This is a genomic window from Actinomadura sp. NPDC049382, from assembly GCF_040677125.1.
GTDB lineage: Bacteria > Actinomycetota > Actinomycetes > Streptosporangiales > Streptosporangiaceae > Spirillospora > Spirillospora geliboluensis.
Genome location: NZ_JBFARO010000010.1, coordinates 1 through 22,653, shown reverse-complemented (window position 1 = coordinate 22,653; position 22,653 = coordinate 1). Strand labels below are relative to the sequence as shown.

Below are 22,653 nucleotides of genomic sequence, written 5' to 3'. Positions count from 1 at the left end.
GCGCACCGGGGGTGCTCCGGAGCGGTGCCGTGCGGACCCGCCGATCGGTAGCGAAACACGACCCCGCGCAAAAAGCAACTATTCCGATTGACTTAGTAGGAAATAGAGGTCATAGTCACGGTGTGTCCTCCATCGCCTCCCCACGCCCGTACCCCGACCCCACGAGAAGACGGCTCCTGTCCGCGCTCGCGGTCGCGGCGGCCGCCGTGCCGCTCACCGCGTCCTGCGGCCGCGCGCTCGGCGGCGGTGCCGAACGCACCGGCACCCTGCGCTACCAGGGCTGGACCGGACAGGTGATCCTCCCCGAACTCGCCGCCGACCTCGGCTACCTCGGCGAGGTGAAGCTGGAGTGGATCGGCAACACCATCAGCGGCCCGCAGGACGTGCAGAGCGCCGCCACCGGCCAGGTCGCGTTCGGCGGCGCCTTCAACGGCGCCTCGGTCAAGCTGCAGGAGTCCGGCGCGCCGCTCACGTCCGTCATCGGCTACTACGGCACCGACCGCAAGACCTACAACGGCTTCTTCGTCCTGGACGGCAGCCCGATCCGCGGGCCGCGCGACCTCATCGGCACGAAGGTCGGCATGAACACCCTCGGCGGCCACGCCCAGGCCGTCCTCGACCTCTACCTGCGGCGCAACGGGGTCGCCCCCGCCGACGTCCGGAAGGTCGAGGCGCTGGCGGTGCCGCCGGTCTCCCTGGAGCAGGCGCTGCGCCAGGGGCAGATCGACGTCGCCGCGCTCAGCGGCATCTTCCAGGACAAGGCCCTCGCCGCCGGCGGCGTCCGCGCGGTGTTCAGCGACTACGACTTCCTCGGCCCGTTCACCGCCGGGTCCTACGTGTTCCGCGACGACTTCATCGAGCGCAACCCCGACACCGTGCGGGCCTTCACCGCCGGGGTCGCCCGCGCGATCGAGTGGACCCGGACGGCGCCGCGCGCGGAGGTCATCGCCCGGCAGACGCGCATCCTCACCGCGCGCGGCCGCAACGAGAACGCCGACGCCCTCAAGTACTGGAAGTCGCTCGGCGTCGCCGGGCGCGGCGGCTTGATGAGCGACCGGGAGTTCTCGGTCTGGAGCCGCTGGCTGAAGGACGTCGGCCAGATCCGCGAGGTCGGCGTCCCGCCCCGCGACCTCTACACCAACGAGTTCAACCCGTACGCGAACGGAGGCGTCCCGCGATGACCGGGCCCGCGACCAAGATCAGCCTCTCCGGGGTCGGGAAGACCTTCCCGGTCCGCGGCGGCGGCGCGTTCACCGCGCTCGACGGCGTCGACCTCGACGTCGCCGAGGGCGAGTTCCTCGTCGTGGTCGGCCCGTCCGGCTGCGGCAAGTCCACCCTGCTCGACCTGATCGGCGGCCTGGCCCGGCCCACCGCCGGGCGCGTCGCGATCGACGGCGCCGAGGTGACCGGGCCCGCCCTGGACCGGGCCGTCGTCTTCCAGCAGTACGCCCTGTTCCCGTGGCGGACGGCGCTGCGCAACGTCGAGTTCGGGCTGGAGGCCAAGGGGCTGCGCCGCCGCGAGCGCGCCGGCATCGCCCGCCGCCACCTCGACCTCGTCGGCCTGTCCGGCTTCGAGGACCGCTACCCGCACGAGCTGTCCGGCGGCATGAAGCAGCGCGTCGCGATCGCCCGCAGCCTCGCCTACGACCCGGAGGTGCTGCTCATGGACGAGCCGTTCGCCGCGCTCGACGCCCAGACCCGCGACTCCCTCCAGGACGAGCTGCTGCGCATCTGGAGGGCCACCGGCAAGACCGTCGTGTTCATCACCCACGGCATCGACGAGGCCGTCTACCTCGGCGGGCGCGTCGCGGTGCTGACCTCGCGGCCCGGCCGGGTGAAGGAGGTCGTCGACATCGACCTCGGCCCCCGCGACGCCCACGAGGACCTGCGCTCCAGCCCCGAGTTCGCCGCGCACCGGCACCGCGTCTGGTCGCTGCTGAAGGACGAGGTGCGGGCGGCGCAGGCCCCGGCCGTCCCGGCGCCGCGCGAGGAGGCCCGCCGTGGCTAGCACCGTCGAGGCCCCCGTCCTCACCGCCGGGCCCGAGGCGCCGGCGCCCCCGCCGCGCCGCACCGGCCGCCGCGCCACCGCGCTCGCGGGCACCGCCCTGCGCCGCTCGGTCGCCGTCATCGCGTTCTTCGCCGTCTGGGAGCTGGCGCCCCGCGCCCAGCTCGTCGACCCGGTCTTCCTGCCGCCGGTGTCGGACGTCCTCCCGGCGCTGTGGGACCTCGCCCGCAGCGGCCAGCTGTGGAGCAACACCGAGGCCAGCCTCGTCCGCGCCCTCGCGGGCTTCGGGCTGTCGATCGCCGTCGGGGTGCCGCTCGGGCTGCTGATCGGCTGGTACCGGCCGGTCGCGGAGCTGCTGAACCCGCTGCTGGAGCTGTTCCGCAACACCGCCGCGATCGCGCTGCTGCCGGTCTTCATCCTCGTCCTCGGCATCGGCGAGACCTCGAAGATCGCGATCGTGCTGTACGCGTGCACGTGGCCGATCCTGCTCAACACGATCAGCGCGGTCCGCACGGTCGACGCGACGCTCGTCAAGTCGGCGCGGTCGCTCGGGCTGCCCGCCGCCCGGATCTTCCAGAAGGTCGTGCTGCCCGCCGCGGTGCCGTCGGTGTTCACCGGCATCCGGCTGGCCGGCGGGATCTCGGTGCTCGTGATGATCGTCGCGGAGATGGTCGGCGCCAAGGAGGGCCTCGGCTTCCTGATCGGCTCCGCCCAGCAGAACTTCGCGATCCCCGACATGTACGCCGGGATCCTCACCATCTCGGCGCTCGGGCTCGTGTTCAACTACCTGCTCGTGCTGATCGAGCGCCGGTTCACCCGGTGGCGCACCGACGCGCGCTGACCCCGCCCGGCTCACTCGCCGCCGAACCGGAGCCCGCGCCCGTCAGGTGAACGACATCCGGCCGGCGCCGGGCGCGCGGATCAGGAAGGTGCCCGCCAGCACCACCAGCCCCGACGCCGTCAGCACGAACTGGCCCGGCGCCAGGCCGAGCGGTGTCGCGCCGGCCTCCTTCAGGAGGTCGGCCGCGACGCCCGACACCAGCGCCGCCAGCGCCAGCCCGAACCGCAGCACGGCGTGGAACGCGGTCAGCGCCAGGTTGCGCTCCACGCCGCTCAGCTGCTCCTGGAGGAACGTGATGCCGCCGACCAGCGCGCTCGTCGCGGCCGCGCCGAACACCACCGCCCCGATGTAGGACCACCAGATCGACCCCAGCGCGCCCATCGACGCGATCACCAGGCCCTGCGCGGCCGTCCCCAGCTTGATCTGCGTCATCAGGCTGCCCGCCTTGCGGTGGACCAGCAGCAGGCCCGTGATCGCGCCCACCCCGAACAGCACCACCAGCGCCCCGAACCCCACCGGGCCCGCGTTCAGGACGTTCTTGACGAACACCACGCCCAGCGAGAACAGCGCGCCCAGCCCGAGCGCCACCACCGCCACCCCCGGCATGACGCCGCGCACCACCGGCAGCCGCAGCGACCGGAAGAAGCCGCCCTGCGCCTCCCGCTCGGTGTGCTCCATCCGCCGCCGCTCCGCCGGGCCCGGACCGAGATCGGGGATCGAGCGGATCGCGAAGTACGACACCACGTACGTCGCCGCGTTCAGCCAGAACACCACCACGTACCGCCAGTGGCCCTCCCAGCCCGCCAGGTTCGACAGCCACAGCAGCAGCCCGAACGCCCCCGCGCCCACCGGGATCATCCCGTAGGACGTCGCCATCGTGATGCCGTTGGCCATCTCCAGCGTGCCGGTGTCGTGCTCGTCCTCCTCGTCCTCGATCAGGAAGGGGATCGCCGCGTCCCGGGCCGGCAGGAACACCAGCCCCACCACCTCGATCACGAACGCCCAGAAGTACACCCACACCAGCCACGGCACGATCGGCAGCGCCAGCGCCATGCCCGTCCGGATCATGTCCGACCACAGCATCACGCTGCGCCGCCGCCACCGCGTCACCACCCGCGCCGCCACCGGCGCGCCCACCGCGGACGGCAGCAGCCGCAGCACCAGCACCCCGCCCACCGCCGTCGTGGAGCCGCTCAGCTCCAGGACGAAGTACATCAGCGCCAGCGTGCCCATCCAGTCGCCGAAGGAGGAGACCGTCTGCCCGACGATGAGCCGCCGGAAGTCCCGGCGGCTCAGCTGCTCCTTGAGTCCCATGCGGGCTCCATCCCCGGTGCCTCCGGCCGCGACGGCGAATCCAGGCGGGACGGGCCCGACAGCAGGCCGGCGAGCCGGGCGGCGGCGGTGTCCCAGCTCCAGGTGTCGCACGTCCACCGGCGCCCCGCCGCGCCCATCGCGGCGGCCCGCTCCGGCGACGCCAGCAGCCGGTGCAGGGCCAGGGCCAGCTCGTCCGGGCCGGTGGCGTCGATCAGCACCCCCGTCCGGCCGTCGATCAGCGACGCGCAACTGCCACCCGACCGGCCCACCACCACCGGCAGCCCCGCCGCGGACGCCTCCAGCACCGACAGCCCCAGCCCCTCCGTCTGCAACCCCCGCCGGTCGTCGCGGCACGGCAGCGTGAACACGTCGGCGGCGGCGTAGTAGCGCGGCAGGTCCGCCGCCGAGACGAGGCCCGCCAGCGTGATCGTCCCCGGCGCGTGCCGGTCCGCCATCTCCGCGAGCCGCCGCCGCATCGGGCCGTCCCCGACGATGACGAGCCGCGCGTCCGGGCGCCGCCGCACCACGTCCGGCCACGCGCGGATCAGCATGTCGTGGCCCTTGCGCCGGACGAGCCGCCCCACGCTGAGCACCACCGGGCCGTCGCCGAGCCCGTGCCGCCGCCGGACCGCCGCCCCGTCCAGACCGGGCCGGAACCGCACCGTGTCGACCGCCCCCGCGAGCCGGACCAGCCGCGTCCGGTCACCGACCGCGTCCGCCAGCTCCGGCAGGGTCTCCTCGCACAGGTGGGTCAGCACGTCGAACGACCGCGCCGCCGCCCGCAGCGCCGCCCGCGTCGGCGGCGCCCGGAACCAGCCCAGCTCCTGCCCGTGCGCCGAGCCGACCAGCCACCGCACCCCCGCCGCCCGCACCAGCGGCGCGTACATCCCGAACGGCGCCGCCGCCGTGATCCACGCCGCCCGCACCCGGTGCCGCGCGACGATCCGGCGCAGCCCCCGGAACAGCAGGTACCCGTGCCGCCGCACCACCGGGAACCCCAGCCCCGCGTCGAACTCCGCCGCCCCCGCCCGCGCCGGCGCCACCACGACCAGCCGCTCCGCGGGCAGCCGCCGCACCAGCTCCCACGTGAACGTCTGCACCCCACCCGGTTCCGGGGGGAAATGCCCGGTCAGCACGAGGATCCGCGGTATCTCCATGCGCACACGGATTCCCGCACAGCCGCGCCCCAACCAACCGGCGACCCACCGGTCACTGGACGATGACGGCGTCCTTCGGGGCGTCCTCGTCCTCCGTCCAGCCGTCGTGGCCGGCGTCGGACTTCCAGTGCTTGCCCGCGTAGCGGACCTCGGTGAGGCCGTACGCCTGCGCGTGGGCGACGGCCCAGCTCGCGACCGCCCAGCCCTCGCGCGGCGTCGCCGCCTTCACCGCGTTCCACGAGTCGGGGGCGGACTTCGCGCCCTGCGTCAGCGGGCTCGGGCCCGCGACCTTGAGGCGGCTGCCGAACGCGCGGCGCATCTCCCGGATCGCCGCCGGGCGCCGCGACTCCGTCTTCTTGTCGGGCGGGAACCAGCAGCGCGCCGTGGCGGGCTCCCGGCCGGTGAACGCCGCCGCGAGCAGCTTGCCGTCCGGCTCGTGCTGGGCGTAGGCGGTGCCGTCCGCGCTGCGCTGCACCAGCTGCGCGGCGTCGTGCAGGTCGCGGTCGAGGTAGTCCTTGACCTTCACCAGGGCGTCGAAGAACTTGCTCGTGGACTGGACGGGGTCGCGGAGCTTGTCCGGAGTGCCCCAGCCCTGCGAGGGGCGCTGCTGGAACATGCCCACCGAGTCGCGGTCGCCGCCCGGCAGGTTCCGGATGTGCGACTCCTGGATCGCCGTCGCGTACGCGATCACCACGGCGCGCTCGGGCAGCCGCTTGCGGAACGCCACCGCCGAGATCGTCGCCGCGTTGGCCGCCTGCTCGAGATCGAGCGGCATCGAGCCCTGCGTCGTCCGCACCTCGCAGCCCGTCCCGTGCAGATACGGGCGCGCGCGGTCGAACAGCACGAACCCGCCGACGGCCAGCAGCATGACCCCGACGGCCAGGCCCACGGCCCAGCGCAGGCCGCGGCGGCCCCCGCCACCGTCCGCGCCCTCCTCGGGACGCTCCTTCAACCTCGCCCAAACAGCCACGCGAAGAAGGTACCGGGAGTTGGGTCCCAGTAAGCTCATGAGGCATGACCGAAACGTTCACCAGCCCGATCTCCGGCGGCATCGACGAGCTGTGGGAGCGGCGCGCCGACCTCACCCCGGACGACGCCGACGCGCGCGCCGCCATCGTGGCCGCCGTCGACCAGATCGACACGGGCGAGGCCCGCGTCGCCCGCATCGACCCCGCGACCGACGAGGTGCTCGTCGACGAGCGGGCCAAGCGGGCGATCCTGCTGAGCTTCAAGGTCCTCGGCATGGCACGGGCCCAGGTGGGCGACTTCCGCTACCACGACCGCATCCCGCTGAAGAGCCGCCTGGACGGCGTCCGCGTCGTCCCCGGCGCCATCGCCCGCTGGGGCGCCTACCTCGCCCCCGGCGTGGTGCTCATGCCGTCGTTCACCAACATCGGCGCCTACGTCGACTCCGGCACCATGGTCGACACCTGGGCCACCGTGGGCTCCTGCGCGCAGATCGGCAAGAACGTCCACCTGTCCGGCGGCGTCGGCATCGGCGGCGTCCTGGAGCCCCCGAACGCCAAGCCCGTGATCATCGAGGACGAGGCCATGATCGGCAGCCGCTCGATGATCGTCGAGGGCGCCCGCGTCGGCAAGGGCGCCGTCGTCGGCTCCGGCACGAACCTGTCCGCGTCCATGCCGGTGATCGACGTCGAGACCGGCGAGGAGATCAGCCGCGGCCGCATCCCCGACTGGTGCGTGGCCGTGGGCGGCACCCGCTACAAGGAGTTCAAGGGCGGCACCTTCGGCCTCCCGGCCGTGCTCATCCTCAAGCGCCTGGAGGAAGGCCAGCGCCACGACAAGGCGTCCCTGAACGACATCCTCCGCGACCACGGAATCAACACCTGACGCGGCCGTCCCTCAGCCGAGCGGAGTCTCGGTGATCTTGAGGGGGCGGTCGGTGAGGACGGCGGTGGAGGCGGCGTAGCCGGGGCCTGGGGTCAGGTCGGCCATGCGGACGGGGGAGACCGCCGCGTCGCCCTGCCAGGCCAGGACCTCCGGGGGGTCGTCGGGGGCGGAGACGTGGATGTCGGTCATGGGGGCGGCCAGGCCGTGGCCCGTGGCCTTCAGAAGGGCCTCCTTGCGGGACCAGTAGGCGTGGAAGCCGCGCTTGCGGTCGGCCATCGCCGCCAGGACGGCGCGCTCGGGGGCCGCGAGGACCATGTTGGCGAGGCGGTCGACGTCGCGGTCGCTCTCGCGCTCCACGTCCACGCCCACCTCGGCGCCCTCCGCGAGGACGAGGACGACGCGGTCGCCGGAGTGGGAGAGGGAGAAGTCGAGGCCGCTGCCCGGCAGGCGGGGCTTGCCGTGCCCGGCGCCGCAGTGCGGGCAGTCGGTGGTGAAGCGGATGGTCTCCGGGGCCAGGCCGGTCGCCTCGGCGAGGGCCGTGCGGGCGAGGAAGCGGCCGGTGACGAAGCGGGCCTTGTCCTCGGGGCGCAGGAAGCGGTCGTAGCGGTCGCGTTCGCCGTCGTCGAGCAGGGCGCGCATGGGGGGCTCGTCGACGGGGGCCGCCCAGCGGACGGCGCACTCCAGCATCTCCACAAACGTGATGATAGGACTTGAACATGGGGCTGGATCTCTTCTCGGACGTGGCCGAGCTGACGGCGGCGCTCGTCGACATCGAGTCGGTGAGCGGCGCGGAAGGGCCGCTCGCCGACGCCGTCGAGGAGGCGCTGCGGGCGCTCCCGCACCTGGCGGTGGAGCGGGTGGGCCACAACGTCGTCGCCCGCACCGAGCTGGGGCGCGGTGAGCGGGTCGTGCTGGCCGGGCACCTCGACACCGTCCCGCTGAACGGCAACCTGCCGTCGCGGGTGGAGGGCGACCGGCTCTACGGGTGCGGCACCACGGACATGAAGAGCGGCGTCGCGGTCGCGCTGCGGCTCGCCGCGACCGTCCCCGAGCCGAACCGCGACATCACCTACGTCTTCTACGAGTGCGAGGAGATCGAGGCCGAGCGCAACGGGCTGCGGAAGCTGGCGGCGTCGCGTCCGGAGCTGCTCGCGGGCGACTTCGCGGTGCTGATGGAGCCGACGGGCGGCCAGATCGAGGGCGGCTGCCAGGGCACGATGCGGGTCGAGGTCGCGGCGCAGGGGGAGCGGGCGCACAGCGCCAGGGCCTGGATGGGGTCGAACGCCATTCACTCGGCCGGGCGGATCCTCGACGTGCTCCGCGCCTATGAGCCGACGCGTCCGGTTGTGGACGGCCTCGAATACCGCGAGGGCCTGAACGCCGTGTTCATTTCCGGCGGCGTCGCCGGAAACGTAATTCCGGACGAATGCGTCGTCACCGTGAATTATCGGTTCGCCCCCGACAAGTCCGTGGCCGACGCGGAGGCGTACCTCCGGGAAATCTTCGCGGGCTTCGAGGTGACGGTCACCGACGCCGCGTCCGCCGCCCGGCCTGGGCTGACGCACTCGGCCGCCGCCGCGTTCGTCGCCGCAGCCGGGGCCGAAGTCCGGGCGAAACTGGGCTGGACGGATGTCGCCCGCTTCGCCGAACTGGGCATCCCCGCCGTCAACTACGGGCCCGGCGAGCCGACCCTCGCCCACACCAAGGACGAGTACGTCGAGATGCCCCTCATCGCCGAGTGCGAGCAACGTATGCGCATGTGGTTGGCCGGTCGCACTAACGTGGCTCCATGACTTTGAATGCGGATTCCCCCTCGCGGCGACAGGGGCCGGCCATGCTGCGCGGGCGGGCGGTCCCGAAGACGACCACCGACCAGCGGCTGCTCGACGGCCGCGGCCCGGCCGACTGGGTGCACGCCGACCCGTGGCGCGTGCTGCGCATCCAGGCGGAGTTCGTCGAGGGCTTCGGGCTGCTCGCCGAGCTGCCGAAGGCGGTCAGCGTGTTCGGCAGCGCCCGCACCAAGCCCGGCTCGGCGGAGTACGAGCTCGCCGTCGACATCGGCGCCCGGCTGCACGAGGCCGGCTACGCCGTCGTCACCGGGGGCGGCCCGGGGATCATGGAGGCGGCCAACAAGGGCTGCGACGAGAGCGGCGGCCTGTCGGTCGGCCTCGGCATCGAGCTGCCGTTCGAGCAGCGGCTCAACGACCACGTCGACATCGGCATCGAGTTCCGCTACTTCTTCGTCCGCAAGACGATGTTCGTGAAGTACTCGCAGGCGTTCGTGGTGCTGCCGGGCGGCTTCGGCACCCTGGACGAGCTGTTCGAGGCGATCACCCTCGTCCAGACCAGGAAGATCACCCGCTTCCCGATCGTGCTGGTGGGGACGCAGTTCTGGGGCGGGCTGCTCGACTGGGTGAAGCAGTCCATGCTGCCCAGCGGCAAGATCTCCCCCCAGGACATCGATCTGATCCACCTCACCGACGACCCGGAGGAGGTCGTCCGGATCATCGTCGAGGGGCACACGCGCGCCGAGCAGGCGATCATCGAGGCCCGCGCGCAGGAGGAGGCCGGGCAGACCGCCGCCGAGTGACCCCCGGGGCCGGGGGAATCGACGCGCCCGTACGGGGAAGGGCGCCCTCATGGCGCTGGACGTGATCACGACGCTGGAGCAGCTGGCCGCGCTGCTGGAGGACCGTCCGTCCCTGTACGTGCGCTGGTCGGCGGACCCGGAGGCCGACGAGTCCCGCCCGCACAGCGCGGACGGGCTGACCGGCGCGGAACTGCCGGGCCTGTCCGCCAACCCGCTGGCCGTCGAGGAGTGGTGGGGGGACCGGTCCACGGTCCTGTGGGTGGCGCGGCGCCTGCACGACTACTCCCATCTGGAGCGGGCCCGCGCCCGCGGCGCCCGGCCGTGGGTGCTGGAGGGCGAGGAGGCGGGCCGCGGCCCCGACAACGAGCCCGTCGTGGCCCGTCCCGCCGCCGTCGCGCTGATCGACAAGCGCGTCCTCGACGAGGCCGAGAGCCTCCTGAAACGCGACGCGAACACCGACTGGGGCCCCCTCGACCGCGAGGGCGGCTGACCGGCTCTGGGCCGGACGTGCGGACCCGGACCGGCGCGGCCGGTGTGAGGGGCCGCGGGGCGGGTAGGGCGGCGCTGACATCACGGAAGGGGGACCGGTGATGAGCGAGCGGACGCCGAACGGAGGGGCCGGCGACGCGGCCCGCGGGCCCGAGGCGCAGGTGGGCGGTGCCCAGGAGGCGCCGGTGGGCCGGGAAGTGCATCCGGAGGAGTTCCGGCCCGATTCCACCGAGGGCCGCGGCGGGCGGCCGGAGGATCTCAGCCCGGACGACTTCGAATAAGCGCGGCGGTGTACCGAGGGTGTCCGCCCCGCGCGGAAACAGGCGCATCGAAAGAAGCGAGCACCCTCGAACGCACTTTTCGTCAGTACGTCGAATCCAGGTCGTGCGGCGGAAGGGGAGCGGGGAGCCACTGGGGCGGCCGGTCGAGCGGACTGCTGTGCGCAGGCGGCCGGTTCCGTGCCGTTACCGGGTGCAGGTCGAGGTTCGGGGATAAGGCGGACACGACCGCCGCCGGCAGCATGGTGGTGGCGGCCGGCGCCGCCCCGGAGAATCCGGTCGTGCTCTTGGCCGCATGGCCGTACAGCAGCGTGCAGATGCTCAGCAGCGGAATGGCGGATAGTTCCATGAGCCGGGTCGCCGGGCGGCGTCTTTTGGCACCCTCCCGGAGCATTCGGGCCGCGCGCGACACCTGTCCGCGGCGCAGATCGCGGTTGATGACGATGACGGTCCGGCCGCTCTGCTCGCGCAGGTAGCCCAGCAGCCGGCTCGGCATCCAGGCCCGCGCGAACGGCCCGATCCGGCCACGCGGCGGGGCCGCGGTCTGCAGGTGCCGCCACACTTCGCCGGCCGCGTCGAGTTCCTCGTCCTTTCCGGTTTTGCCGCCGCTGATCAGAATGAGCGTCGGCTTTTCCGGCAGCAGCGATACGGTGAGGCACTCCCACCCCCGGGCGGACCGGAACGCCCGTTCGAGATCGAGCGGCGGGTTCCACTGCTGCGCCACGGCAAGCTGAGTACGCAGTTTCTCATTCTCGCGGGTCAGACGTTCGATGGTCTCTTTGAGGCGGTGTTCATCAGGGGAATCCATGACGTCTCCCGATCGCGTAACCGCGTCGTTCCGCGCCTCCGGGGCAGCACGATCGCGCAGACAGAAAAACTGGGTAGCAGATGCGCCTGCTACCCAGTTACCGACACTATATGTTGTCGGCTTTCCGCTGACGACCCTGCTGTTCGTCGAGAGGTCGGGGCACCGGTCGTCGCCGCTTGAGCAGGACGCCGGTCACGGCGGCCCATTTGTCCTCGTCGTCGGCGAGGGATTCCGGGGCGTCCCAGATGAACCGCAGGAAGGGGTCCCCCACCACTTCCTCGGGATAGTTTCCGTCATGGGAATGCTCGGCGGCCGGCGCGGCGGCCGCGGTCGCGGCGTCCAGGCGGACGGGCTCGCCGCCGTCCAGGATCGCGCGGAAGCTGCCGCGGCGCCAGCCGAGGCGGTCCTCCAGGGGGATGATGACGCGGTCGGTGTAGTCCCGGCCGCGGCCGGTCTCGATCTTGTTCACCACGGACAGCGAGGGGCCGCCCTCGGCGGCGAGGCTCGCCTGGGAGCCGAAGCCGAGTTCGATCCGCCGCTGCCGGACGATCTGCCCCAGCCGCCGCCAGGCCGCCGGCGGGTGGCCGGGCACGTCCTCGTCGCGTCCGTCCGACTCGTTCAAGGGAACAGGCTCCTTCTCGTGTCGCGGGGTGACGGCCTGACACGGTGCGTAAGTGTAGCGGAGCAAAACGGACTTTGACGAGTCGTAACGCGTTTTGGCCGGTCGCCATCCGATCCATGCACAACGCAAGGCATCGAGCACCACATGAGATGGTTAAAACGCGTCTTGATGCTGCACGACGCACTGAGATGCGTTACGCTTCCGGGCATGTCAAGATCTCCAGGCAGCGAGATTCCCGTGGAGCGCCTTCTGTACACGCCGCAGGAGGCCGCAGAGATCACGTCGTTCACCCGTGACTGGCTCGTCCGGGCGGCGAGCCGGGGAGAGATTCCGCATCGCCGCTACGGCAAGCGCCTGTTCCGGTTCGCGCACGAGGACCTCGAAGCGATCAAGGACATGGGCGCCTGCCCGGTCGAGCCCGCCGAACAGTGGGACCGGGCGAACTGAGCCCCTCGGGCGCCGCGAGCCCGGACACCGTGCCGCGGGCCCTGAACACCGCCCCGCAAGAAGGAACGTCACCATGAGCACCGCACCACCGCCCTCTCCTCATGCCCGCACCGGCCCGGCCGGGGGGACCCGATGAACTGGCTCAGCCAGGGCACCATCGACGACCTGGCCGCGTCCGTCGCCGAGCACGAGGCCGCCGTAGAACGGGCCCACGACCAACTCGAGAACCACCGCAAGGCCGCCTTCCAGGTCATGGAGGTCCTGCACCGCCACCAGGGCCTGGCCGCCGAGGCGAAGTTCCTCCTGACGATCGCCCACGGCGCCGCGCCCATCCCGTCCCCCGGTGAGATCCGCGAGGTCGCCGGGGCGGACGAGGGGCTCGGCCTGGCGATCGGCAGCATCCGCATGGCGCTGCCGCCGGACGCGTCCCCCGTGCAGTACGGCCACCTGGCCGAGTCGATGCGCGCGCTGTACGCCGCCGCGCACGTCGTCGCCCTGCACGCGGACGAGCGCGCGCGCACCTCCGGGCCCCCGCCGCCCCGCCTCGCCCCGGAAGGCGAGGCGCCGGCTGCCGTGCCCCGCGCCCTGGCGCCCCTGCTGGGCCGCCAGGTCCGCGTGGACAACGCCGACGGCACCCGCGACATCGGCCTGCTCGGCTCCGTCGAAGGGGGGCAGCTCACCCTGCTGGACGAGGACGGCGTCCCCGTCGCCTGGCCGCTGCTGGACGAGGTCCTCGCGGTCCGGGCCTGGCCGCCGCTCGACGCGGCCGCCGGCCACGAGCCCAACGAGCGGGAGCACGGCGAGCCGGAGCGCGACCCGGACGAGGAGCCCGCCGACGCCCTCGGCACGTCCGCCCAGGGGCCCGGCGACCGGCCGGAGCAGCCGACCGCGCAGCCGCGCGCCGGCGGCGTGGTCTCCCTGGTGCGGCGGACCGGACGGACGAGAAGCGCCGCGGGAATGTGAGGTGGCGGGGTGAGTGGAGAACACGCCTGGACCGCCGTCCTGGTCGCGGCGCTGACGCTGGCCGCGCTGGCCTTCGCCGCCCGGCGCCGCCGGCGGCTGGACTGGAAGGCGTCCGAGACGCTCGCGCAGCTCGGCAGGGCGGAGAAGGCCGTCCGGCTCATCGCCGCGCAGCGGGACGAGGCGGTCGCGGCGCAGAACCGCGCCGAAGCGCTGGGCAGGACCGCTCTCTCCGAACACCGCTCGCTGACCGAAGCCTGCTACGACCTGGCCAAACGCTGGGATGCGCTGCCGCGCGACAACTCCGGCGCGCACGCCGAGCAGCTCCGCCGCGTCGTCCGGCTGCACAGCTGGGCCCCGCGCTGAGGCGCCACTGACCACGTCGTCCCCCGGTTCTGGGGGGGAGGGGGACGACCTTCGAGGGCGGGTCTCGAATGGGGGAGGAGATCCGCCGCCGCCGGCGGCCGCGCCCATCGCCCAGGCGTGGCCGCCGGCCTTTCCAGGGCCCGTCGCGGGGGCGGGGCCCTGACCCTTCCGAGGCCGCCCTCCGGCGAGCCGGCTGAACCGGGCGCAACCCTCTAACCGTGCTCTCCCCCTCGGCACGGTCGATCCGACCTCCATGGAGTGAGCCATGACCCTGCACGAGCCCGAGATCGCCTCCCTGCTCCGGCTGGAGGCGCCCGACGCGTCCCGCGGGGCGGACGCCGCGCCGCCGCCGTTCCCGGGCCGCCCGCGGGTGTGGACGGACCTGGCGCTGATCGTGTGCGTCATCGCGCTGGCGCTGCTCGGCGCGATCGTGATCGGCGTCGAGATGTCCCGGCTGGCCGCGGCGCCGGCGCCCTGCCTCGCGCCGCGCTGACCTTCGCAGTGAGAAAGACGAACGGTGGGTTTCCGATGAATCAGGACGTGATGGGGACGACCGCGGCGGCGTCGGAGTACGCCGCGCCGGCCCAGTGGGCGCCGTGGCTGCAGCGGGGGTTCGGCGGCAGGCACCGCCGGCCGCGGCGCACCATCGTCCAGCTGGTCAAGGGCATGCCGCCGTTCCCGCGCCGGACGCTGAAGTACGCCGGCCCGGGGACGCCGATCATGCACGGCATGGACGTCGAGCAGTGGCAGCGGCAGGCGTGCAAGAGGGGGTACACGCTGCGCGTCGACGGCTGGTACGGGCCGCGGTCGAGCAAGGTCGCCAAGTCCCTGCAGCGCCGCGCCGGGCTGGCCGGCGACGGGGAGGTCGACGCCTGGACGTGGGCGGCGACCTGGGACTGACCCGGGGCCGACGCCCCCGGCCGTTTTGGCCCTCCCTTCCGCGGTAGTAGACGCACGTGGACACAGAGGGGCGCGCGGCCGGCGCGGTGGTGGAGGACGTCGCCGTCCACGCGTTCGAGGTGCCGGTGGACGGCCCCGACGGGCTGGAGGAGGACGGCACCCTCCGCTGGGACTCGACGACCCTCGTCCTGGTCGAGGCGCGGTCCGGCGGGTGCACCGGGATCGGCTACACCTACGGGGACGTCTCGGTCGCCGCGTTCGTCCGGTCGAAGCTGGCGCCCGCCGTGCGGGACGCGAGCGCGCTCGACCCGCCCGCCGCCTGGGAGCGGATGTTCGCCGGGATCCGCAACGCCGGACGACCCGGCGTGGGCGCCATGGCGGTGTCCGCCGCCGACATCGCGCTGTGGGACCTCAAGGCGCGGCTGCTCGGCGTCCCGCTGGTCACGGCGCTGCCCGCGTTCCATGACCGGGTGCCCGTCTACGGCAGCGGGGGATTCACGAACTACTCCCTGGACCGCCTCACCACCCAGCTCGGGGGCTGGGTGGAGCAGGGCATCCCCAGGGTGAAGCTGAAGACCTCCCGGCGCCCGGCGGACGACCCGCGCCGGCTCACCGCCGTCCGCGAGGCGATCGGCTCCGGCGCGGAGCTGTTCGCCGACGCCAACGGCGCGCTGACCCGCAAGGAGGCGCTGTACTGGGCGCACCGGCTCGCCGCGGAGTGGGACGTCCGCTGGTTCGAGGAGCCGGTGCCGTCCGACGACACCGCCGGGCTGCGGCTGGTGCGCGAGCGGGGCCCCGGCCGGACCAAGATCGCCGCCGGCGAGTACGGGTTCGTGCTGAAGGACTTCGCCGACCTGCTCGCGGGCCCGGCGGTGGACTGCCTGCAGGCCGACGTCACCCGCTGCGGCGGCGTCACCGGCGTCCTCCAGGTCGCCGGGCTCGCGGCGGCGCACCAGATCGACCTGTCCGCGCACTGCGCGCCCGCGGTGTCCGCGCACGCGTTCTGCGCGGTGCGGCGGCTCCGCCACCTGGAGTACTTCCACGACCACGTCCGCGTGGAGCACCTGCTCTTCGACGGGAACCTCGGCCCGGTGGACGGCGCGCTCCGCCCGGACACCGGCCGTCCCGGACTGGGCCTGGAGGTCAGGTGGGACGACGCGGAACCGTACCGCGTGTACGGCTCCCGCCCGGCCTGATGGCAACCGACGATTGGGGGACGAGGGACATGGCGAGGACGCACGTGGCTGAGACGCGCGAGGTGCCGGCGAGGACGGCCCCCACGGTGCCCGGTCCGCCGCGCGGGCGGCAGATGGTCGAGGTCGGGCGGCTGGCCCGCGCGCTGCGGAAGGCGGTCGAGGGGGAGGTCCGCTTCGACGCCGGGTCGCGGGCCATGTACGCCAACGACGCGTCGAACTTCCGGCAGGTGCCGATCGGCGTGGTCGTCCCGCGGACGGCGGCGGACGTGGTCGCCGTGCACCGCGTCTGCAAGGAGTACGGCGCGCCGGTGCTGAACCGGGGCGGCGGGACGAGCCTGTCCGGCGAGACCGTCAACTACGCGGTCGTCATCGACCATTCCAAGTACCTGACGCGCATCGGCGAGTTCGATGTGGAGAACCGGCGGGTCACCTGCGAGCCCGGGGTCATCAACGAGGAGCTGAACCGGCACACCGGCAAGGAGAACCTGGTGTTCGGGCCGGACCCGTCGTCGCACTCGCGGTGCGTGATCGGCGGCAACATCGGCAACAACTCGTGCGGGATCCACTCCGTCCAGTCGCAGCTGTACGGGCCGGGGCCGCGCACGTCCGACAACGTCCACGCCCTGGAGGTCGTCACCTACGGCGGGGACCGGTTCTGGGTCGGCGTGGACGAGGAGAAGGACCTCGACCGCATCATCGCGGCGGGCGGCCGCAAGGGCGAGATCTACGCGGCGCTGCGCGACCTGCGGGACCGGTACGCCGACGCGATCCGCGCGGGGTTCCCGTCCGTGGCGGAGATGCCGCGCCGCGTGTCGGGGTTCAACCTGGACGAGCTGCTGCCGGAGAAGGGGTTCAACGTCGCCCGCGCCCTGTGCGGCACCGAGGGCACCTGCGCGACCGCGCTCCAGGCGGTCCTGCTGCTCACCCCGGCCCTGCTCAAGCGGACGCTCGTCGTGGTCGAGTACGGCGACATCGCCGACGCCGCCGAGCACACCCAGGAGATCGTCGAGAGGTTCCGGCCGATCGGGCTGGAGGCGCTCGACGACCAGCTCATCGAAGACCAGCGGCTCCAGGGCAAGAACCTCGCCGACATCGACGAGCTGCCCCTCAAGGACGGCGGCGCGTGGCTGCTGGTCCAGCTCGGCGCCGACACCGAGGAGGAGTCGGTCGCGCAGGCGCGGCGGCTCACCGACTGGCTGACCGGGGAGAAGGGCTGCGACCCGCGGCGGATCGTCACGTCCAGGAGCAGGCAGGAGGGCGGGACGAGCGGGAAGCTGTGGGCGATCCGCGAGGCCGGGCTCGGCTCGACCGCGTTCCCGCCGGGCAAGGACCACTGGCCCGGCTGGGAGGACTCGGCCGTCCCGCCGCCCCGGACGGGGGAGTACGTGCGCGCGCTGCGCCGGGTGATGGCCAGGCACGGCATCGACGGCGCGATGTACGGGCACTTCGCGCAGGGCTGCATCCACTCCCGGATGAGCTTCGACCTGCGCAGCGCCGAGGGCATCGCCCGCTACCGCCGGTTCATGGAGGACGCCGCCGACCTCGTCGTGTCGTTCGGCGGGTCGCTGTCCGGCGAGCACGGGGACGGCCAGCAGCGCGGCGAACTGCTCGAACGCCAGTACGGCCCGGAGCTGATGCGCGCGATGCGGGAGTTCAAGCGCATCTGGGACCCGGACGGCAAGATGAACCCCGGCAAGGTCGTCGACGCCTACCGGCTCGACGAGGACCTGCGGCTCGGCACCGGCTACAACCCGCCGCGCCCCGAGGTGAGGTTCGCCTACGAGCAGGACGGCGGCGACTTCGCGCACGCCGCGCTGCGCTGCATCGGGGTCGGCGAGTGCCGCGTCCCGCGCGCCGAGAACACCATGTGCCCGAGCTACCAGGTGACCCGCGAGGAGAAGCACACCACGCGCGGCCGGGCCCGGCTGCTGTTCGAGATGCTGCAGGGCGAGGTCATCACGGACGGCTGGCAGTCCAAGGAGGTCGCCGAGTCGCTCGACCTGTGCCTGGCCTGCAAGGGCTGCACCAACGACTGCCCGGTCAACGTCGACATCCCGACCTACAAGTCCGAGTTCCTGTACCACCACTACAAGTCGGCGCGGCGGTGGCGCCCGCGGTACGCGTACGCGTTCGGGTTCATCGACCAGGCGGCGCGGCTCGCGTCCCGGATGCCGGAGGCCGTGAACGCCGTCACGCACACCCCCGGCCTGGCCCGGCTCGCGAAGCTCGCCGCGGGCATCGACCGCAGGAGGCCGCTGCCGACGTTCGCGCCGATGACGCTCCAGCGGTGGTTCCGCGAGCGCGGCGGCACGGCCAACCCGCACGGGCGCCCGGTCGTGCTGTTCCCCGACACGTTCACCAACCACTTCCACACCGACGTCGGCGTCGCCTGCGTCGAGGCGATCGAGGCCGCGGGCTGGAAGGTCGTCATGCCGGAGACGCACGTGTGCTGCGGCCGGCCGCTCTACGACTACGGCTTCCTCGACATGGCCGAGCGCTACCTGCACAACGTGCTGGACGTCCTGCGCCCGTACGTCCGGGCGGGGACGCCCGTCGTCGGCATGGAGCCGAGCTGCCTCGCCGTCTTCAAGGACGAGCTGACCAAGCTCCTCCTGCACGACGACGACGCGGCGCGGCTGGCGGCGAACGCCCACCACTTCGCGGAGTTCTTCCAGGCGTACGACATCCGCCCGCCGCGGCTGCGCGGCGGCGGCAAGGCGCTGCTGTGGGGGCACTGCCACCACCGCGCCACCGGCGGCGTGGAGCCGGAGAAGGCGCTGCTCGAACAGATGGGGCTGGAGACCGAGAGCCTCAAGGGCGGCTGCTGCGGCCTCGCCGGCTCGTGGGGGTTCGAGAAGGGCAAGTACGACATCTCGATGGACTGCGGAAAGCAGGCGCTCCTGCCCGCCGTCCGCGACGCGGACGACACCACCTGCATCGTCGCCGACGGCTTCTCCTGCAAGACCCAGATCGAGCACGCCAAGACCGGGCGGCGCGCGCTGCACGTCGCGCAGCTCATGCAGCTCGCCAGGGAGAGCGACGCCCCGATCAGCGGCAAGCCGGAGAAGGCGCGGCGCGCGCGCAGACCGGCTCCGCCCGCGTCCCGTCGCCTCGCCCGCACCGCTGCCGTCGTCGCGGCGGGAGCGGCGACGGCCGCCGGGATCGGCCTGGCACTGCGGACGGGATGCGAACGCCCGGCGAAAACGTGACCTTGCCCGGCGGCTGATTTCCGGAGCGCGGGAAGTGTCCCCTCAGGAGGTGGAGCGTGGACAGGAACGTGAAGGCCGGGGCCTGCGCGCTGGCCATGGCGGGGACGCTGGCGCTCGGCGGCTGCAGCGGAGGGGACGGCGGCGGCGACGGCAACGCCGCCACGCCGGCGGCGCAGACGTCGGCGCCGGTCGCCGATTCGGCGACGGGGCTGGAGCAGCAGTACGAGCGGGTCGTGGACGCGGTGCTGCCGTCCGTGGTGAAGATCCAGACCGATCAGGGGGAGGGCTCCGGCGTCGTCTACGACGGGCAGGGCCACATCGTCACGAACGCGCACGTGGTCGCCGGGGCGAAGAAGATCCAGGTGACGGCCGCCAGCGGCGGCGCGACGCTGGACGCCGACCTCGTCGGCGCGTTCGCGGCGGACGACCTGGCCGTCGTCAGGGCCAAGGGCGGGAGCCTCAAGCCGGCGTCGTGGGGCGAGTCGGGCAAGGCGCGGGTCGGGCAGATCGTCCTCGCCATGGGGAACCCGCTGGGCCTCGCCGGGAGCGTGACGAACGGGATCGTGTCCGCGCTGCACCGGACGGTGTCCACCAAGGGGGAGGGCGCCTTCCAGGGCTCGACGATCGCCGACGCGATCCAGACCAGTGCGGCGATCAACCCGGGCAACAGCGGCGGCGCGCTGGTCACGCTGAGCGGGCAGGTCATCGGCGTCCCCACGGCCGCCGCGACGGACCCGTCGGTGGGCGCGGCGGCGGCCGGGATCGGCTTCGCGACGCCGAGCGACACGGTGAAGCGGATCGTCCCGCAGCTGATCCAGAGCGGGAAGGTGTCGAACTCGGGGCGGGCCGCGCTCGGCGTGACCGTCCGCACGATCGTCGACCCGCAGAGCGGAGAGCGGACGGCGGTCGCCGTGGTGGACGTCCAGCGCGGCGGCGGCGCGGCGAAGGCGGGCATCAAGCCCGGCGATCTGATCCTGTCGGTGAACGGCACCGCGACGCCCGACCAGACGGCGCTGTCGTCGGTGCTCGCGAACCTCAAGCCGGGCGACACGGCCAAGGTCGAGATCCAGCAGGCGGACGGGTCGAAGAGGACCGTCCAGGTGACGCTCGGAGAGCTGCCCGGCGGCGGGTGATCCCCCGGCGGCCGCCCCCTTGACGGTGGCCTGTACGGGAGTACAGTGTACATCCGTACAGGCCACTGAACATTTGTACAGGGGGTGGGGATGACGGCCGAGCGAGCCGACGACCTGACCGGACGCGCCCGCATCCGGGACGCCGCGCTGCTGGAGTTCGCCGAGCACGGCACGAAGGGCGCGACGATCCGCGGCATCGCCAAGGCCGCCGGCGTCTCGCCGGCCCTGGTGCAGCACCACTTCGGGACGAAGGAGGCGCTGCGCCGGGAGTGCGACGAGTACGCGCTCGCGGCCGTCCGCGAGATCAAGGAGGAGGCGCTGCGCGGGGGGATCGGCGACCCCGGCTTCCTGATGCTCGCCATGCGCACGGCCCTGCCCATCCAGCGCTACTTCGCCCGGGCCCTGACCGACGGATCGCCGGCCGCGGTCGCGCTGTACGACGACACCGTCGCCTACACCGAGGAGGTCCTCGCGCAGGGCAGGCCGGGGCTGGCCGTGCCCAAGACCGACGACCTGCACGCCTACGCCGCCGTCATGACGACGATGACGTTCGGCCTGATGGTCCTGCACGAACACATCTCCCGGAGCCTCGGCGGCAACACGCTCACGGCCGAGGGCTACCCCCGGATGGCGCTCGCCATGATGGACCTCTTCGACGACCGGCTGCTGGAGCCGGAGCTGGTCGAGCAGGCGCGCGTCTCCCTGAAATCCATGCTCGCCGCCGGCGGGCAGCCTCCCGACAAGGAGAACCGGTGACCGCGAACACGCCCCCGATTGCCGTATCCGGCCTGGTCAAGAGCTTCGGCCGGACGCGCGCGCTGGACGGTCTCGACCTGACCGTCCGGCCCGGCGAGGTGCACGGCTTCCTCGGTCCGAACGGCGCGGGGAAGTCGACCACGATCAGGGTCCTGCTCGGCCTGCTGCGCGCCGACGCCGGCACCGTCCGGCTGCTCGGCGGCGACCCGTGGCGGGACGCGACGCAGCTGCACCGACGTCTCGCCTACGTGCCCGGCGACGTGACGCTGTGGCCGAACCTGTCCGGCGGCGAGGTCATCGACCTGCTCGGCCGGATGCGCGGCGGCACCGACCCGCGCCGCAAGGCCGAACTGCTCGACCGGTTCGAGCTGGACCCGCGCAAGAAGGGCCGCGCCTACTCCAAGGGCAACCGGCAGAAGGTCGGCCTCGTCGCGGCGCTCGCGTCCGACGCCGAGCTGCTGCTGCTGGACGAGCCGACCTCCGGCCTCGACCCCCTCATGGAGGAGGTCTTCCAGGAGTGCGTCCGCGAGGAGCGGCGCGCCGGGCGGACCGTCCTGCTGTCCAGCCACATCCTGTCCGAGGTCGAGGCGCTCTGCGACCGCGTGACGATCATCCGGAACGGCACCGCGGTGGAGACCGGCACCCTGGACGAGCTGCGGCACCTGACCCGCACCTCGATCCACGCGGAGCTGGCCGCGCCGCTGGACGGCCAGCCGCTGCCCGGCGCCCACGACCTCCAGGCCGACGGCAACATGATCAAGTTCGAGGTGGACACCCCGCAGCTCGACGCCGCGCTCCGCGCGCTCACCGAGATCGGCGTCCGCAGCCTGGTCAGCCGCCCGCCGACGCTGGAGGAGCTGTTCCTGCGGCACTACAAGGACGAGTTGCAGGAGGCGGGGCTGTGACCGCGCTGACCGGGACCTGGGGGCTGATGCGGCTCATCCTGCGCCGCGACCGGTTCCTGCTGCCCGCCTGGGTGCTCTGGATCGCCGTCATCCCGCTCGGCTTCGTCGGGGCCACCGACGCCCTCTACCCGGAGGCCGCCGACCGGCTCCAGTACGCGCACACCACCGGGACCAACCCGACGTTCCTCGCCCTGTACGGGCCGATGTACGGCACCGACCTCGGCAGCATCATCGCGCAGCGGTCCGGGTTCATCCCGGTGATGATCGGACTGATCAGCGCGCTCACCGTCGTCCGGCACACCCGCACCGAGGAGGAGGCGGGCCGCCGCGAGCTGCTCGGCGCCACCGTCACCGGGCGCGGCGCCGGGCTGGCCGCCGCGCTGCTGGTGACGATGGCGGCGAACCTCGTCCTCGGCGCCCTGCTCGCCGCCGGGCTCACCGCGCAGGGCCTGCCCGCCGCCGGGTCGCTGGCCTTCGGCCTGCAGATGGCCGCCGCCGGCTGCGTCTTCGCGGCCGTCGCGGGCGTCACCGCGCAGCTCAGCGAGAGCGCGGGCGCCGCCCGCGGGACGGCGCTCGCCGCGCTCGGCGGCGCGTTCGCGGTCCGGATGGCCGCCGACGTCGGCGGCGCGGGCAACTCCCTGACCTGGCTCGGCTGGCTGTCCCCGCTCGGCTGGATCAACCGCGTCCGCGCCTACGGCGAGGAGCGCTGGTGGACGCTCGCGCTCGCCGTCGCGCTCGCCGGCGCGCCACACCCGCCCCAGAGGCATCACCCCAGGGGCTCATGGATGCTCATACTCCCGGCTGATGAGTTCCACTTCCGTTCACC

The 22,653-nt window shown here is 73.2% G+C and carries 24 protein-coding genes and 1 pseudogene; 19 read left to right on the top strand and 6 right to left on the bottom strand.

The genetic code is table 11. The annotated features are described in order from the left end of the window. Positions 1-122 precede the first annotated feature (122 nt). Genes AB0K34_RS09250 through AB0K34_RS09240 form a run of 3 tightly spaced genes read left to right on the top strand, consistent with a single transcriptional unit; the run spans position 123 to position 2,846 of the window. Entirely contained in the window at positions 123-1,181 is a 1,059-nt protein-coding gene (locus tag AB0K34_RS09250) for an ABC transporter substrate-binding protein (RefSeq protein ID WP_301175023.1), read from the top strand. Beyond that, positions 1,178-2,008, top strand: coding sequence for an ABC transporter ATP-binding protein (locus tag AB0K34_RS09245; protein ID WP_364546876.1), 831 nt, complete (start codon positions 1,178-1,180; stop codon positions 2,006-2,008). Before AB0K34_RS09250 ends, AB0K34_RS09245 begins: the two co-directional genes overlap by 4 nt. Next, positions 2,001-2,846, top strand: a complete 846-nt coding sequence (locus AB0K34_RS09240) for an ABC transporter permease (protein WP_138640225.1) — start codon at positions 2,001-2,003, stop codon at positions 2,844-2,846. Before AB0K34_RS09245 ends, AB0K34_RS09240 begins: the two co-directional genes overlap by 8 nt. Before the next feature lie 42 nt (positions 2,847-2,888). Here AB0K34_RS09240 and AB0K34_RS09235 read toward each other — a convergent pair whose 3' ends face one another. The 3 genes from AB0K34_RS09235 to AB0K34_RS09225 are packed head-to-tail and all read right to left on the bottom strand — an operon-like array spanning position 2,889 to position 6,287. Next, positions 2,889-4,160, bottom strand: a complete 1,272-nt coding sequence (locus tag AB0K34_RS09235; RefSeq protein WP_364546872.1) for an MFS transporter — start codon at positions 4,158-4,160, stop codon at positions 2,889-2,891. Continuing rightward, on the bottom strand, positions 4,139-5,317 hold the full coding sequence (locus AB0K34_RS09230; protein WP_364546869.1) for a glycosyltransferase family 4 protein: 1,179 nt from the start codon (positions 5,315-5,317) through the stop codon (positions 4,139-4,141). The genes AB0K34_RS09235 and AB0K34_RS09230 overlap by 22 nt, the downstream gene beginning before the upstream one ends. Before the next feature lie 52 nt (positions 5,318-5,369). After that, entirely contained in the window at positions 5,370-6,287 is a 918-nt protein-coding gene (locus AB0K34_RS09225; RefSeq protein ID WP_301175020.1) for a hypothetical protein, read from the bottom strand. Positions 6,288-6,331: 44 nt separating this feature from the next. Here AB0K34_RS09225 and AB0K34_RS09220 point away from each other — a divergent pair, with 44 nt between their 5' ends. Continuing rightward, the gene (locus AB0K34_RS09220) at positions 6,332-7,168 is read left to right on the top strand and encodes a 2,3,4,5-tetrahydropyridine-2,6-dicarboxylate N-succinyltransferase (RefSeq protein ID WP_176195425.1); all 837 of its coding nucleotides are present in this window, start codon (positions 6,332-6,334) and stop codon (positions 7,166-7,168) included. Positions 7,169-7,180: 12 nt separating this feature from the next. On the opposite strand, the gene AB0K34_RS09215 is transcribed toward AB0K34_RS09220, so the two are convergent. Then, the gene (locus AB0K34_RS09215) at positions 7,181-7,855 is read right to left on the bottom strand and encodes a 4'-phosphopantetheinyl transferase superfamily protein (protein ID WP_301175032.1); all 675 of its coding nucleotides are present in this window, start codon (positions 7,853-7,855) and stop codon (positions 7,181-7,183) included. Between the two features lie 29 nt (positions 7,856-7,884). On the opposite strand from AB0K34_RS09215, the gene dapE reads away from it, so the two are divergent. From dapE to AB0K34_RS09195, 4 genes are all read left to right on the top strand, one after another. Beyond that, positions 7,885-8,961, top strand: a complete 1,077-nt coding sequence (dapE, locus tag AB0K34_RS09210) for a succinyl-diaminopimelate desuccinylase (protein ID WP_364546865.1) — start codon at positions 7,885-7,887, stop codon at positions 8,959-8,961. A gap of 41 nt (positions 8,962-9,002) precedes the next feature. Then, positions 9,003-9,758, top strand: a complete 756-nt coding sequence (locus AB0K34_RS09205) for a TIGR00730 family Rossman fold protein (protein WP_364546862.1) — start codon at positions 9,003-9,005, stop codon at positions 9,756-9,758. A gap of 49 nt (positions 9,759-9,807) precedes the next feature. After that, entirely contained in the window at positions 9,808-10,248 is a 441-nt protein-coding gene (locus AB0K34_RS09200) for a DUF6098 family protein (RefSeq protein ID WP_301175017.1), read from the top strand. A 100-nt stretch (positions 10,249-10,348) separates the two neighbouring features. After that, positions 10,349-10,528 carry a hypothetical protein gene (locus tag AB0K34_RS09195; protein ID WP_301175016.1) on the top strand — a complete coding sequence of 60 codons (180 nt, stop codon included), beginning with the start codon at positions 10,349-10,351 and terminating at the stop codon, positions 10,526-10,528. An 82-nt stretch (positions 10,529-10,610) separates the two neighbouring features. Here the strand turns inward: AB0K34_RS09195 and AB0K34_RS09190 are convergent, their stop codons facing one another. Both AB0K34_RS09190 and AB0K34_RS09185 read right to left on the bottom strand, forming a co-directional pair. Continuing rightward, positions 10,611-11,333 carry a hypothetical protein gene (locus AB0K34_RS09190; protein WP_364546858.1) on the bottom strand — a complete coding sequence of 241 codons (723 nt, stop codon included), beginning with the start codon at positions 11,331-11,333 and terminating at the stop codon, positions 10,611-10,613. 106 nt (positions 11,334-11,439) lie between these two features. Continuing rightward, positions 11,440-11,955, bottom strand: a complete 516-nt coding sequence (locus AB0K34_RS09185; protein WP_301175014.1) for a helix-turn-helix transcriptional regulator — start codon at positions 11,953-11,955, stop codon at positions 11,440-11,442. Positions 11,956-12,162: 207 nt separating this feature from the next. Between AB0K34_RS09185 and AB0K34_RS09180 the strand changes: the two genes are divergently transcribed. From AB0K34_RS09180 to AB0K34_RS09130, 11 genes and pseudogenes are all read left to right on the top strand, one after another. Beyond that, the gene (locus AB0K34_RS09180) at positions 12,163-12,402 is read left to right on the top strand and encodes a helix-turn-helix domain-containing protein (RefSeq protein ID WP_179271444.1); all 240 of its coding nucleotides are present in this window, start codon (positions 12,163-12,165) and stop codon (positions 12,400-12,402) included. Positions 12,403-12,534: 132 nt separating this feature from the next. After that, on the top strand, positions 12,535-13,365 hold the full coding sequence (locus tag AB0K34_RS09175; protein ID WP_364546854.1) for a hypothetical protein: 831 nt from the start codon (positions 12,535-12,537) through the stop codon (positions 13,363-13,365). 9 nt (positions 13,366-13,374) lie between these two features. After that, the gene (locus tag AB0K34_RS09170; RefSeq protein ID WP_364546851.1) at positions 13,375-13,728 is read left to right on the top strand and encodes a hypothetical protein; all 354 of its coding nucleotides are present in this window, start codon (positions 13,375-13,377) and stop codon (positions 13,726-13,728) included. Between the two features lie 265 nt (positions 13,729-13,993). After that, positions 13,994-14,221: a hypothetical protein gene (locus AB0K34_RS09165; protein ID WP_138639663.1), complete on the top strand. Its 228-nt coding sequence runs from the start codon at positions 13,994-13,996 to the stop codon at positions 14,219-14,221. Between the two features lie 35 nt (positions 14,222-14,256). Beyond that, the gene (locus tag AB0K34_RS09160) at positions 14,257-14,628 is read left to right on the top strand and encodes a peptidoglycan-binding protein (protein WP_364546848.1); all 372 of its coding nucleotides are present in this window, start codon (positions 14,257-14,259) and stop codon (positions 14,626-14,628) included. A gap of 56 nt (positions 14,629-14,684) precedes the next feature. Continuing rightward, positions 14,685-15,824, top strand: a complete 1,140-nt coding sequence (locus AB0K34_RS09155; protein WP_364546845.1) for an enolase C-terminal domain-like protein — start codon at positions 14,685-14,687, stop codon at positions 15,822-15,824. 44 nt (positions 15,825-15,868) lie between these two features. Beyond that, positions 15,869-19,033 (top strand): FAD-linked oxidase C-terminal domain-containing protein, encoded by a 3,165-nt coding sequence (locus AB0K34_RS09150; RefSeq protein WP_364546842.1) that lies wholly within the window; start codon positions 15,869-15,871, stop codon positions 19,031-19,033. A gap of 56 nt (positions 19,034-19,089) precedes the next feature. Then, on the top strand, positions 19,090-20,166 hold the full coding sequence (locus AB0K34_RS09145; RefSeq protein ID WP_301175007.1) for a trypsin-like peptidase domain-containing protein: 1,077 nt from the start codon (positions 19,090-19,092) through the stop codon (positions 20,164-20,166). Between the two features lie 90 nt (positions 20,167-20,256). After that, a complete protein-coding gene (locus AB0K34_RS09140) occupies positions 20,257-20,922 on the top strand; it encodes a TetR/AcrR family transcriptional regulator (protein ID WP_138639666.1) in 666 nt (221 codons plus the stop codon). Further along, positions 20,919-21,827 carry an ABC transporter ATP-binding protein gene (locus AB0K34_RS09135; protein WP_301175006.1) on the top strand — a complete coding sequence of 303 codons (909 nt, stop codon included), beginning with the start codon at positions 20,919-20,921 and terminating at the stop codon, positions 21,825-21,827. The genes AB0K34_RS09140 and AB0K34_RS09135 overlap by 4 nt, the downstream gene beginning before the upstream one ends. After that, a pseudogene (locus tag AB0K34_RS09130) lies at positions 21,824-22,653 on the top strand (ABC transporter permease); the annotation flags it as partial. The gene AB0K34_RS09135 and the pseudogene AB0K34_RS09130, both read left to right, overlap by 4 nt.